The sequence below is a fragment of the Pseudoalteromonas marina genome, from assembly GCF_000238335.3.
Lineage (GTDB): Bacteria > Pseudomonadota > Gammaproteobacteria > Enterobacterales > Alteromonadaceae > Pseudoalteromonas > Pseudoalteromonas marina.
In genome coordinates, this window is the sequence record NZ_AHCB03000005.1 from 579,648 (window position 1) to 592,615 (window position 12,968).

Below are 12,968 nucleotides of genomic sequence, written 5' to 3' on the forward strand. Positions count from 1 at the left end.
CATTATGGTAGCGACACGTCAATCACATCAACAAGATGAAACGGGTGATCTTTTTACACGGTTAAAAGCACTCGACCTATCTACAGAAAAGACTCAGTTGCTTAATAAGGCGCAAGCGCTTTGTGTTAAAAGTGATAACCAAGACTGGCAAAATACAGCCATAGAAATGGTGGAAATTTTAGTTGAGTTAAACCTCGATGCTGAGTCGTTAGCTACAGCGTATCTAACACCCTATTTTTTAAATGATGTGGTCTCCCTTGAAACCGTTCAAGAGCAGCTTGGAAGCAATATATCTTTGTTGTTAACGGGGGTTTCTCAAATGGCTACTATTAGTACTTTGTCGCACCAAGGTAAAGGCACTGTTCAAGTCGATAATATTCGTAAAATGTTATTAACCATGGTTGAGGATGTGCGCGCTGTGGTGATTAAACTTGCTGAGCAGGTATGTCATTTACGTAACGTTAAAAATGCAGGTGAAGAAGAGCGTGTTATTGCCGCTAAAGAAACAGCCGACATTTTTGCTCCTTTAGCAAACCGACTTGGTATTGGCCAATTAAAGTGGGAACTTGAAGATTTATCGTTCAGGTATTTACGCCCAGATACGTACAAAAAAATAGCAAAACAGCTTGATGATAAACGTCTTGCCCGTGAAGCCTATATGGAAGACATGGTAGAACAGGTTAAAAGCCGTTTAAGTGAAGCAGGTATAGAGGCTGAGGTATATGGTCGGCCTAAGCATATCTACAGTATTTACAAAAAAATGGCGCAAAAAAACTACGAGTTTGATCAACTTTTTGACATACGTGCTATGCGTATTGTGGTTGACCGCTTGCAAGATTGCTACGGTGCGCTCGGTATAGTGCATACCAACTGGCGCCATTTGAACAAAGAGTTTGATGACTATGTTGCAACGCCTAAGCAAAATGGCTATCAGTCAATTCATACCGTTGTTTTTGGCCCTGAGGGCAAAACCGTAGAAATACAAATCCGCACGCAAGATATGCATCAAGATGCAGAACTCGGTGTAGCCGCTCATTGGATGTACAAAGAAGGGGCTTTACCTGGGCGAGGCTCGGGTTACGAGCAAAAAATTAGCTGGTTACGTAAATTACTGCAATGGCAGGAAGAAGTGGTGGATGGCGGCGATTTAGCTGAAGAGCTAAAAAACCAAGTTGTTGAAGACCGTGTATATGTATTTACCCCGCGCGGCGATATTTTTGATCTACCATTAGGGGCCACGCCGCTCGATTTTGCTTACTACATTCATTCTAATGTGGGACATCGTTGTATTGGCGCAAAAGTATTTGGCAAAATAGTGCCGTTTACGCATCAATTAACGACGGGCGATCAGGTCGAAATCCTCACACAAAAACAGCCAAATCCCAGTAGAGATTGGTTAAATCCGTCACTGGGTTATATTAAATCGTCTCGTGCACGTGCCAAAATACACCATTGGTTTAAGCAACTTGACCGCGATAAAAACTTAAGTGCGGGTAAAGAAATTCTTGATAATGAGCTGCAAAAGCTTGATTTAACATACAAAGATTTAGCCCCAGCAATCAAGCGATTTAACTTTAAAGAGCTTGATGACTTAATGGTCGCAATTGGAGCAGGCGATGTGCGTCTTAACCAAATGCTTAATTTTGTTACTGACCGTACAGAAGACGAACCTGTTATTCGTTTTAAAGCACCAAGCAAAGTAACGGGCGATAAAAACGGCATAGTGGTTGATGGTGTGGGTAGTTTAATGAGCCACGTTGCTAAATGTTGCCGCCCCGTTCCAGGTGATCAGATCATCGGTTATATCACGCAAGGCCGTGGTATTGGTGTACATCGTGATGATTGTGATTCATTTAATAATTTGAAAACGCAGCACCCAGAGCGTGTTGTTGAAGTTAGTTGGTCTGAAGATATAAATGGATCATACGCGCTCAGTATAAAAATTGAAGCAAGCGACAGATCTGGACTAATTCGCGATATCAGTTCTGTACTGGCTAACGAAAAAGTAAACGTACTTAACATGAATGTAAATACCGTGGGCGCTGACCAGTTAGCAGTATTTACCATGCAAATAGAAGTACATGATTTATCGGGCACTAATCGTGTACTGTCTAAATTGCACCAAATTGAAGGTGTTCACCATGCTAAGCGAGGGCAGTAGCTTTGGCTAACCATTCAGCATTAACAGAATTACTGAATATCATGCAAACACTAAGAGATCCCAATGGTGGTTGCCCTTGGGATCTCAAACAAGACTTTAAATCAATTGTGCCGCATACACTCGAAGAAGCCTACGAAGTTGCCGACTGTATAGAATCGGGTAACTTAAATGAGCTTAAAAATGAGCTTGGAGACTTACTGTTTCAAATAGTGTTTTATGCCCAATTAGCTCAAGAGCAAAGCTTGTTTGACTTTAACGACGTAATAGAACAACTAAATGCAAAATTAACACGTCGCCACCCTCATGTTTTTGGCGATAAAAAAGCCCTCAATGATGAGCAGTTGTCAGCTCAGTGGCAAGCTATTAAAGCCCAAGAGCGAAGCGAAAAAGCAATGTCTGAAGAATCACTGTTATGGCAAGATATTCCTGCAAATATGCCAAGCCTTAGCAAGGCTAAAAAAATTCAACAGCGAGTGGCTTCAATGGGATTTGACTGGCCCACCTATCATGGCGCACTTGATAAAGTAAGCGAAGAAGTACTTGAGGTTAAAGAAGCAATAACACAAAACCCCTTGTCAGATCACACAGCAGAAGAGCTTGGCGATTTACTGTTTGCCACTGTTAATGTAGCGCGTCACGTTAAACGCGACCCAGAGCAGCTCCTCAGAAATGCAAATGATAAGTTTTCTGCCCGATTTGAAAAGGTACAGGCGTACTTGCAAGCACAAGGTAAAAGCTTAGACACGGCAAGCCTTGAAGAAATGGATAATGCATGGGAAGCAATCAAAAAACATAAATAAAATAGCGCACGTTTTTTAATCGCTCATTCGCTAATTTTAGCTGGATTGCTAAAGCGTGTTTTGGTACAATTTCGCCCCGTCTTGATGATATGCCCATAGCCATTTTTTTGGGTGTTATATTCCTTTTAATTCCTGATATTCTAGGGTTCGCATGAGTACAAAATTTATCTTCGTTACTGGCGGGGTTGTTTCTTCGTTGGGTAAAGGTATTGCAGCAGCATCGTTGGCGGCTATTTTAGAAGCCCGTGGCTTAAATGTTACTATTTTAAAGCTGGATCCTTACATCAACGTTGACCCAGGCACAATGAGCCCAATTCAACACGGTGAAGTATACGTTACAGAAGACGGCGCAGAGACTGATCTTGATTTAGGTCACTACGAACGTTTTATTCGCACCAAAATGACTAGCCGAAATAACTTCACACAAGGCCGCGTATATGAAGACGTATTACGTCGCGAGCGTCGTGGTGAATACTTAGGCGCAACTATTCAGGTTATCCCTCATATCACTAACGATATTAAACAGCGTGTTTACGAAGGCGCTGAAGGTCATGATATAGCAATTGTTGAAATTGGTGGCACAGTAGGTGATATAGAATCACAACCGTTCATCGAAGCAATTCGTCAAATGGGCACAGAGATAGGTCGCGAACGCGCACTCTTTATTCACTTAACGTTAGTGCCTTTCTTAGGCCCTGCAGGCGAAGTGAAAACAAAACCAACACAGCACTCAGTTAAAGAACTTCGCTCTGTTGGTATTCAGCCAGATATTCTAATTTGTCGTTCAGACCGTAAGCTACCTAACAATGAGCGTGCAAAAATTGCATTGTTTACCAATGTAGAAGAAAAAGCGGTAATTTCACTACCCGATGTAGACAGTATTTATAAAATTCCAGCACTGTTAAAATCACAAGAACTAGACAACTTTGTATGTCGTCGTTTTCACTTAGACGCACCTGAAGCTGATTTAGTTGAGTGGGAACAAGTATTGTACCAAGAGTCTAACCCTACGGGTGAAGTAACCATTGGCATGGTTGGTAAATACATTGAACTACCCGATGCATACAAGTCTGTTAACGAAGCTTTAAAACATGCGGGCCTTAAAAACCGTTTAACTATCAACATTGAATATGTTGATTCACAAGATCTAGAAAGCAAAGGTGTAGAGCTGCTTTCTCACCTTGATGCTATTTTAGTACCAGGCGGTTTTGGTGGTCGTGGCGTTGAAGGTAAAATTTTAGCGGCTAAATACGCACGTGAAAATAAAGTGCCTTACTTAGGTATTTGTTTAGGTATGCAAGTGGCGCTTATTGAATATGCACGTAATGTTGCAGGCTTAACCGATGCAAACTCAACAGAATTTAATGCTAAATCAGCAGCGCCTGTTGTAGGTTTAATTACTGAGTGGTTAGACGCCGAAGGTAAAGTAGAAGTTCGTGACGAGAAATCAGATCTTGGTGGCACAATGCGCTTAGGCGCTCAAAAATGTCACTTAGCACCAGGTTCTAAGGTACACGAAGTTTACGGTAGCGACGAAATTGTAGAACGTCATCGTCACCGTTATGAAGTTAATAACAACTTTGTAGACCAACTTGAAAAAGCAGGTTTAACATTCTCTGGTTTATCTGAAGATAAAAAGCTAGTAGAAATTATTGAAAATAAAGATCACCCTTGGTTTATTGCCGCGCAGTTCCACCCGGAATTCACGTCAACACCACGTGATGGTCACCCGCTATTTGAAGGGTTTGTAGCAGCAGCGCATATCCACCAAAAAGCGTCGTCGTAATTTATAAAAAGCCGTGCATATATTGCACGGCTTTTTTGTTTTAAGACTGACTAAACTATGCAAAACATAGTAAAGTAAACAAAACTCACCATTTTGGGAATATAGAGGAAACAAGATGTCAAATATCGTAAAAGTAATTGGTCGCGAAATCATGGACTCGCGTGGTAACCCAACTGTTGAAGCGGATGTACATTTAGCTGATGGCTCATGGGGTCGTGCGGCAGCACCTTCTGGCGCATCTACTGGTACTCGCGAAGCATTAGAGTTACGTGATGGTGACAAAGCGCGTTACTTAGGTAAAGGCGTATTAAACGCGGTTGGTTACATCAATAAAGAAATTGCTGATGCGCTAGCTGGCCAAGATGCACTTAACCAAAGTGCAGTTGATAAAGTAATGCTAGATTTAGACGGCACTGAAAACAAAGAAAAATTAGGTGCAAATGCAATCTTAGCAGTATCACTAGCAACAGCTAAAGCCGCAGCTCAGTCTAAAAAAGTAGAGCTATACGAGCACATTGCTGATTTAAACGGCACACCGGGTGTTTATTCAATGCCACTTCCAATGATGAACATCATCAATGGTGGTGAACACGCAGATAACTCTGTGGATATTCAAGAATTTATGATCCAACCTGTTGGCGCTTCAAACTTCCGCGAAGGCCTACGTATGGGCGCAGAAGTTTTCCACAGCCTAGCAAAAGTACTTAAAGCAGATGGTCACTCAACAGCTGTAGGTGATGAAGGTGGCTTTGCGCCAAACCTTGAGTCTAACGAAGCAGCACTTGCAGCAATTAAAGTTGCGGTAGCAAACGCAGGTTACGAGCTAGGTAAAGATATTACGCTTGCAATGGATTGTGCTGCCTCTGAGTTTTACGACAAAGAAGCAAACATCTACGATCTTAAAGGTGAAGGCAAAAAATTCACGTCTGAAGAATTTAACTTCTTCTTGCAAGAGCTTACTCAGCAATACCCAATCGTTTCTATTGAAGATGGCTTAGATGAGTCTGATTGGGATGGCTTTGCTCACCAAACTAAATTAATGGGCGATAAAATCCAGTTAGTAGGTGATGATTTATTCGTAACTAACACTAAGATTTTAAAACGTGGTATCGACAACGGTATTGCTAACTCAATCTTAATTAAGTTTAATCAAATCGGCTCATTAACTGAAACGTTAGCAGCTATTAAAATGGCGAAAGACGCTGGCTTTACTGTTGTTATCTCTCACCGTTCTGGTGAAACAGAAGATGCAACAATTGCTGATTTAGCAGTAGGTACTGCGGCAGGTCAAATCAAAACGGGTTCATTAAGTCGTTCTGACCGCGTAGCTAAGTACAACCAATTGCTTCGTATTGAAGAGCAATTAGGCGCTAAAGCACCGTACAACGGTTTAAAAGAAGTTAAAGGTCAGTAATTCTTTTTAGAAGCTGGTTTTAAATTTTAAGCTATAAAATCCTCGCCATTGCGGGGATTTTTTGTTTAAGCTTTTTGAGTAACTACAACACTAATTAACAAGAGTCTTCAATTAATTTGAGATACTAATATGGCGTTAATGATGTTAAAACTTCCTAAAAAGTTTCATAGAAAATTTAAGCCTTGTTGTCGACGAGGATTAATCAAAGCAGAAATTGCTGCTTTAAAATTTCACTCGTAAAGCTGGTTTTTAAATAAAAGCCACGGGGCAGGGTTTTTATTATTTGCCCGTTTGGGCCAATGGCATCTGTCACAATTTTGCTATTAGCGGCTTTTGGACGAATTTGCATTGCATCGCCTAAATGGCCTGATATTTCATCAACTCTACCAAGCGCAATAAGCTCCATTTGCTCTTCCCAGTCTCGTTGTAGTTTAGCGTCCTGCTCAGGCGTTGGTTGCCATAAAAAGCCACTGCCAATGGTTCTATTAAACGGTGCTATATCACGCTCGCTTAAAACCGGAAGCCATAAAACGTGGTTAAGCTTTTTACGAACCGCACTAGTGTGCCATGTCATGCCCGTTACGTTTATTAGTGGTGTTACCGATACAAAGGTGGTTTCAAGAGGTTTGCCCTTATAGGAAATAGGCAGCGTTTTGAGTTCAATACCTAAATCCTCAAAGTCTGGAAGGGGTTTAGAACCTGCTGTTGCACCTAAAACGTACTCAATTAATTGACCCGTCCAGCCTTTTTCTCTTAATAAGTCATCAGGGGTTTTAAAGTTATATTGCTCGGCAAGTTGCCCAAGCGTAAGGCCTGCAATACTGTTAACACGTTGGATAAGGTCATTAATTGAATGTGGTTTAGTTGGACGCATAGCACTAATTTGAGTTGAATAAATACCATGCTCATGATAGCAAATCAGCTAAGCCGTGGATATCTTTAGGGTTGTGTGTTTTTTGTTCGGCGGTTGGGTGTGTTAATTTTATACATTGTGAAAGTTGCGTGGAACTCGTTAAGTTGCTGACTAACTTGGTTTTTTTCTGTTGGCGAGTATTGATTGTATTGGGCGTAATAAAAGTTACAGGGATAAATACAACTATATGAACATGTTTATCCACAGAATCTGTGGAGAACAACACGTTTTCGATCTTGTATTGTGGATTTGTTTGCAAAATGAACGTGTTTTTTAAAAGTTATGCACAAACTGTGAGTAACTAGAGTAAAATAATAACTGCAATAGCTTTTATACATTTTTTTAAATCTTTTTACTCGTATCTCAGTATTTTCATCTTCGAGCTGAGAGTAAATTACACTTACCCAGCGGCTCGCTTATAATAGTGTTTGCCGTATTGCGGCTAATGTGGAACAATCATTAAAAATCGACTTACAAATGAGGCACTAAGGTGATTGATGCCGAAGGTTTTCGTGCCAATGTCGGAATTGTAATTTGCAATAATCAGGGACAAGTATTTTGGGCCAGGCGCTATGGTCAGCACTCTTGGCAATTTCCCCAAGGCGGTGTTGATGATGGTGAAACACCAGAACAAACTATGTACCGTGAATTACACGAAGAGGTCGGACTGCGACCAGAAGATGTAGAAATTGTCGCAAGTTCAAAACATTGGTTACGCTATAAATTACCCAAACGATTAATTCGTCGCGACTCAAGTCCGGTGTGTATTGGGCAAAAACAAAAATGGTTTTTACTGAAACTTCGTTGTAAAGACGAAGATGTAAACTTACTTAAAACTCATCACCCAGAATTTGATGACTGGCGTTGGGTGAGCTATTGGTATCCTGTAAGGCAGGTTGTGTCGTTTAAACGGGACGTTTACCGACGTGTAATGAAGGAGTTTGCTCCTTTCGCTATGCCTTTTAATAAAAGAGAACAACATAAAGACCACTGGCGAAGTAAAAGGTAATAACATTATAGTAAAATAAAGGAGCAGGACATGCTGGCAACATTGAGGTCTATTGCTGAGTCTGTATCGCAACAAGCGAATTTAGACACTGCATTAGTGTGCTTTGTGCAAATGGTTAAAGACGCCATGAAAACCCAGTGCTGCTCTATTTATTTTGCTGATTATAGCCAAGACAACTTTGTGCTTATGGCTACCGAAGGGTTAAATCCTGATGCGGTTGGTAAGTTTAGAATTGGCTTTACAGAAGGCTTAGTAGGCTTAGTTGCTCAACGCGAAGAGCCCATAAATATTGCCTTTGCTAAATCTCACCCGCGCTTTAAGCTCTCTCCTGAGGTAAACGAAGAAGGCTATAATGCTTTTTTGTCGGTGCCTGTGGTACATCAAAAAAAAGTGTTAGGCGTTATTGTTGTTCAACAAAAAATGGCCCGTGTTTTCAGCCAAGATGAAGAATCATTTTTAATAACGCTTTCTGCTCAGCTTGCTTCACAATTGGCACATGCCGAAATTAAAGAAGTACTTCGCCAAGACGAGTCATCTCATCAAACATCCGTTTTAAAAGGTGTATCCAGTGCGCCGGGTATAGGTATAGGTACTGCATTTGTTCTTTTACCAAAGCTTGACTTTAAATCAATTGAGCTTCAAAAAAATAGTGATGTAACTGAGCAGCGGCGGCTATTTACTCAAGCGGTGGCCGCCACACGAAAAGAATTTAACACGCTTTCGATGACGTTGAGTGACTCTATTCCTCAAGAGGCGTTAGCCGTATTTGATGTTTACCAACAGTTATTGGATGCTAAAAGTTTAGGTCACAATGTAGAGGTTCAGTTACTCGAGGGATGGTGTGCAAAAAGCGCACTTAAAATTGTGATTGAGCGTTTAATTTCGCAATTTAATGCGATGCAAGACCCATACATAAAAGAGCGTGCTGTTGATGTTAAAGACATAGGCTTACGCGTATTGCATCACTTAGTTAATACCGAACACGCAATAAAAGATTACCCCCCAAATACTATTTTGATTGCTAATACATTAACTCCCGCCATGCTTGCTGAAGTACCAAAGGGGCATTTAGCAGGGGTTGTTAGTGTTAATGGCTCTGCCAATAGTCATGCTTCTATTTTGACTCGCGCAATGGGGATCCCTGCTATTTGGGGGATAGAAGACTTACCATTACTTCAATTTGATGGTAAACCAATGATTTTAGATGCATTTGCAGGGCGCTTGTATATCTCACCCTCGCAGATGTTATTAGATGAGTACGCAGACTTACAACATCAAGATAACCTGTTAAATAATCGCTTTTTAGCAGAGCAAGAGTATGAGTCTATTACTTTAGATGGCGAACACGTCAGTTTATTGTTAAATGCCGGACTAGAGTTAAAAACAGATCAAAACAACGCACATGTGTGCGACGGCGTAGGTTTATACCGCACTGAAGCGTGGTTTATGCAAAAAGGCCAGTTTCCTTCTCAGTTAGAGCAAGAGAATTGGTATCGAGAAGTGCTCACTAGTTATTACCCAAACCCCGTTGTAATGCGTACGCTCGACATTGGCGGCGATAAAGTGCTCGACTATTTTAATATAACCGAAGAAAACCCATTTTTGGGTTGGCGCGGTATACGTATTAGCCTTGATCATCCCGAGTTATTTTTAGATCAGCTCAAAGCAATGCTTAAGGCAAATATTGGTTTAGGCAATTTAAAAATAATGCTACCGATGATAAGCGGCACTGAAGAAGTAGATGAAGCATTGGGTTTATTTGAACAAGCTTACTTTGAACTCAACGAACACTTTCCTGAGCAGCAAATAGATCGCCCCGATATTGGTATTATGCTTGAGGTGCCTTCCAGTGTGTTTATGTTGCCTGAATGGTCTAAAAAAGTAGATTTTTGTTCAGTAGGCAGTAACGATTTAACACAATATTTATTGGCAGTAGATAGAACCAACGCGCGTGTTGCTGAGCTTTTTAATCCTTATCATCCCGGGGTGCTCAGAGTTTTAAGTAAAATAGCCAGTGAGTGTGAAAATTACGAGTTACCTTTTAGTTTATGTGGTGAATTTGGTGGTGACCCAGAAGGGGCCATATTGCTAATAGCTATGGGCTACAGACGATTGAGTATGAACTTATCGTCTTTAAATAAGGTAAAATGGGTGCTTAGGCGTTTGAGCGTTGCCGACATGGAGCAGTTGTTGAGCGAGTGTTTAGCACAATCAACAGCTAAACAGGTCCTGCGTTTAACGCGCAATTTTATGTTAGAACATAATTTAGGTGACCTATTTTATACCCCAAAGTAAAAAGTACTGACTTAATTAATTTTAATACGCAGATGCTATTCGTTTTATAATCCTTTAACATATAAGCCTTCAAAAGGCATTTGAGATAACTATGTATGACTTAGGTTTGTTGGTCGCATGTTGCGCACTACTAGGCTGTATTGTTGGTTTTTTAGCAGGATTATTAGGTATTGGCGGCGGGTTAATAATTGTGCCTGCACTGAGCACATTGCTTATTTTATTTAATGTTACATCTGCAGAACATGTTGTAGTTATTTCGATTGCGACCTCTTTGGCCTCTATTTTATTTACTTCTACGTCTTCAGCATTGGCTCATCATAAGAATGATAATGTGCCTTGGCATGTTGCACCTTGGGTTATGGCTGGTGTAGCAGTAGGGGCTTTAATTAGTGGCTTTGCCGCAAGCTTAATACCGGAGCAGTTACTTCGTAGTGTATTTGCAGTAAGTGTTGTATTTATTGCAGCTAGAATGGCGCTATCGTCACGTAATAAACCCTCATCAACTAAGCCGCTCCCACCGGGTCCTATTTTAGGGTGTATTTCCGCTATTATGGGCGGTTTATCGGGCTTGATTGGTATTGGTGGCGGAGCGTTAATTGTGCCTATGCTCAATTACTTCTCCATTGATATAAGAAAAGCCATTGGGTGCGCTGCCGTTTCGGGCATTGTAATTGCCTTATTTGGCTCTATTGGCTACATTAGCGCGGGTTGGAAGGTGACCGACTTAGCACATGGTTTTGCAGGGTTTGTATATTTACCTGCGTTATTTGGTATTGTTATTACGTCGTGGTTTGTGGCGCCTTACGGGGCTAAAGCAACTCATTATTTACCTGTTAATACAATAAAGAAAGTTTTCGCGGTACTGCTTGTTGTTATCGCAATTAAAATGGTTTTTAGCTAAAGGTTTATTTTTATGGCACTTGAGTTTCCTCAAATCGATCCAATTATTTTTTCGATTGGACCACTGAGCGTACGTTGGTACGGATTGATGTATTTAATTGGTTTTGCATTTGCGATGTGGTTTGCAAATCGTCAAGCGGCAAAGCCTAATTCTGGCTGGACCAAAGAGCAGGTAAGTGATCTATTATTTTATGGCATGTTAGGGGTCATACTTGGTGGTCGTATTGGCTATGTATTGTTTTACCAATTTAGCTATTTTTTAGAAAACCCACTTTACTTATTCCGCATCGATCAGGGCGGTATGTCGTTTCATGGTGGTACGCTGGGCGTAATTACAGCCGTTGCTATTTTTTCGTGGACACGTAAAAAATCACTGCTACAAGTTGGCGATTTTGTAGCGCCACTAGTGCCAGTGGGGTTATTAGCAGGGCGTATAGGTAACTTTATAAATGGTGAGTTATGGGGGCGTGTATCAGACGTACCTTGGGCTATGGTATTTCCAACCGGCGGGCCGCTTGCTCGCCACCCTTCGCAGTTATACGAAGCCTTTTTTGAAGGGCTCGTTTTATTCTTAATTATGCTATGGTTTATTAAAAAGCCACGCCCTGCGGGCAGTGTTGGCGGTGTATTTTTATTAGGTTACGGTGTGTTTAGGTTTGGTATTGAATACTTCCGCCAACCAGACGCACAACTAGGCTTATTTGCCGACTTTATCTCTATGGGACAAATACTGTCACTGCCTATGATTATAGGTGGTTTAGGTTTATTAATTTGGGCTTATAAAAACCCGCAGCAAGTAACAGCAGCAAAGGCATAATAAAAGCATGAAACAATATTTAAAATTATGTCAGCGTATCGTTGACGAAGGTCAATGGGTAGAAAACAAACGCACAGGCACACGTTGCTTAACCGTTATAAACGCCGATTTAGAATATGATGTAGCAAACAATCAGTTCCCGATGATCACAACGCGTAAAAGTTACTATAAAGCGGCCATTGCAGAGTTACTTGGCTATTTACGAGGCTACGATAGCGCAGAACAATTTCGTGAAATTGGCTGTAAAACATGGGATGCTAATGCCAACGATAACCAAGCATGGCTTAACAACCCAAATCGTAAAGGCGAAGACGATATGGGGCGGGTTTACGGCGTCCAAGGGCGCGGCTGGCAACGCCCTGATGGCTCAACACTCGATCAGCTAGCTAAAGTAATTAACAATTTAAAAAATGGCATTGATGATCGTGGTGAAATAATCACGTTTTATAACCCAGGTGAATTTGAACTAGGTTGTTTAAGACCTTGCATGCACACGCATACGTTTTCACTACTAGGTGACACGCTTTACTTAACATCTTATCAGCGCAGCTGCGATGTGCCGTTGGGGCTAAATTTCAATCAAATTCAATGTTTTGTATTGCTTGCATTGGTCGCCCAGATTACCGGCCATAAACCGGGCAAGGCGTACCATAAAATAGCTAACGCTCATATTTACGAAAATCAGCTCGAATTAATGCGCGACGTTCAGCTCAAGCGCGAACCATTTGAATCGCCTACACTTACAATTAATCCAAATATAAAGTCACTTGAAGACATAGAAACATGGGTTACCCGAGATGATTTTGAAGTAACAGGCTATCAATGCCATGACGCAATTCAATATCCATTTTCAGTATAACAACCGATTAAGGA

General features: G+C 41.1%; 10 protein-coding genes. 9 read left to right on the top strand and 1 reads right to left on the bottom strand.

The window, feature by feature from the left end; genetic code table 11:
• The first annotated feature begins 4 nt into the window (after nt 1-4).
• From relA to eno, 4 genes are all read left to right on the top strand, one after another.
• The gene (gene relA, locus PMAN_RS02720) at nt 5-2,161 is read left to right on the top strand and encodes a GTP diphosphokinase (RefSeq protein WP_006794155.1); all 2,157 of its coding nucleotides are present in this window, start codon (nt 5-7) and stop codon (nt 2,159-2,161) included.
• Nucleotides 2,162-2,163: 2 nt separating this feature from the next.
• The gene (mazG, locus tag PMAN_RS02725) at nt 2,164-2,961 is read left to right on the top strand and encodes a nucleoside triphosphate pyrophosphohydrolase (RefSeq protein ID WP_010555871.1); all 798 of its coding nucleotides are present in this window, start codon (nt 2,164-2,166) and stop codon (nt 2,959-2,961) included.
• Nucleotides 2,962-3,112: 151 nt separating this feature from the next.
• Nucleotides 3,113-4,747, top strand: a complete 1,635-nt coding sequence (locus tag PMAN_RS02730; protein WP_006794157.1) for a CTP synthase — start codon at nt 3,113-3,115, stop codon at nt 4,745-4,747.
• 115 nt (nt 4,748-4,862) lie between these two features.
• Nucleotides 4,863-6,161: a phosphopyruvate hydratase gene (eno, locus tag PMAN_RS02735; protein ID WP_006794158.1), complete on the top strand. Its 1,299-nt coding sequence runs from the start codon at nt 4,863-4,865 to the stop codon at nt 6,159-6,161.
• 202 nt (nt 6,162-6,363) lie between these two features.
• Here eno and mutH read toward each other — a convergent pair whose 3' ends face one another.
• Entirely contained in the window at nt 6,364-7,035 is a 672-nt protein-coding gene (gene mutH / locus PMAN_RS02740) for a DNA mismatch repair endonuclease MutH (protein WP_010555872.1), read from the bottom strand.
• A gap of 529 nt (nt 7,036-7,564) precedes the next feature.
• Here mutH and rppH point away from each other — a divergent pair.
• The 5 genes from rppH to PMAN_RS02765 all read left to right on the top strand — a co-directional run bounded on the left by rppH (nt 7,565) and on the right by PMAN_RS02765 (nt 12,954).
• The gene (gene rppH, locus PMAN_RS02745) at nt 7,565-8,083 is read left to right on the top strand and encodes an RNA pyrophosphohydrolase (RefSeq protein WP_006792674.1); all 519 of its coding nucleotides are present in this window, start codon (nt 7,565-7,567) and stop codon (nt 8,081-8,083) included.
• Between the two features lie 30 nt (nt 8,084-8,113).
• On the top strand, nt 8,114-10,378 hold the full coding sequence (ptsP, locus tag PMAN_RS02750) for a phosphoenolpyruvate--protein phosphotransferase (RefSeq protein ID WP_010555873.1): 2,265 nt from the start codon (nt 8,114-8,116) through the stop codon (nt 10,376-10,378).
• 91 nt (nt 10,379-10,469) lie between these two features.
• The gene (locus PMAN_RS02755) at nt 10,470-11,279 is read left to right on the top strand and encodes a sulfite exporter TauE/SafE family protein (RefSeq protein WP_006792676.1); all 810 of its coding nucleotides are present in this window, start codon (nt 10,470-10,472) and stop codon (nt 11,277-11,279) included.
• A gap of 12 nt (nt 11,280-11,291) precedes the next feature.
• On the top strand, nt 11,292-12,095 hold the full coding sequence (gene lgt, locus PMAN_RS02760; protein WP_008132732.1) for a prolipoprotein diacylglyceryl transferase: 804 nt from the start codon (nt 11,292-11,294) through the stop codon (nt 12,093-12,095).
• A 7-nt stretch (nt 12,096-12,102) separates the two neighbouring features.
• Entirely contained in the window at nt 12,103-12,954 is an 852-nt protein-coding gene (locus tag PMAN_RS02765; protein WP_006792678.1) for a thymidylate synthase, read from the top strand.
• Nucleotides 12,955-12,968 lie beyond the last annotated feature (14 nt).

Bases quoted from the DNA above. Each gene is read 5' to 3' on its own strand.
- PMAN_RS02755 (WP_006792676.1), top strand. From the start codon at position 10,470: ATGTATGACTTAGGTTTGTTGGTCGCATGTTGCGCACTACTAGGCTGT.
- lgt (WP_008132732.1), top strand. From the start codon at position 11,292: ATGGCACTTGAGTTTCCTCAAATCGATCCAATTATTTTTTCGATTGGA.
- eno (WP_006794158.1), top strand. From the start codon at position 4,863: ATGTCAAATATCGTAAAAGTAATTGGTCGCGAAATCATGGACTCGCGT.
- relA (WP_006794155.1), top strand. From the start codon at position 5: ATGGTAGCGACACGTCAATCACATCAACAAGATGAAACGGGTGATCTT.
- PMAN_RS02730 (WP_006794157.1), top strand. From the start codon at position 3,113: ATGAGTACAAAATTTATCTTCGTTACTGGCGGGGTTGTTTCTTCGTTG.
- mutH (WP_010555872.1), bottom strand. From the start codon at position 7,035: ATGCGTCCAACTAAACCACATTCAATTAATGACCTTATCCAACGTGTT.
- PMAN_RS02765 (WP_006792678.1), top strand. From the start codon at position 12,103: ATGAAACAATATTTAAAATTATGTCAGCGTATCGTTGACGAAGGTCAA.
- ptsP (WP_010555873.1), top strand. From the start codon at position 8,114: ATGCTGGCAACATTGAGGTCTATTGCTGAGTCTGTATCGCAACAAGCG.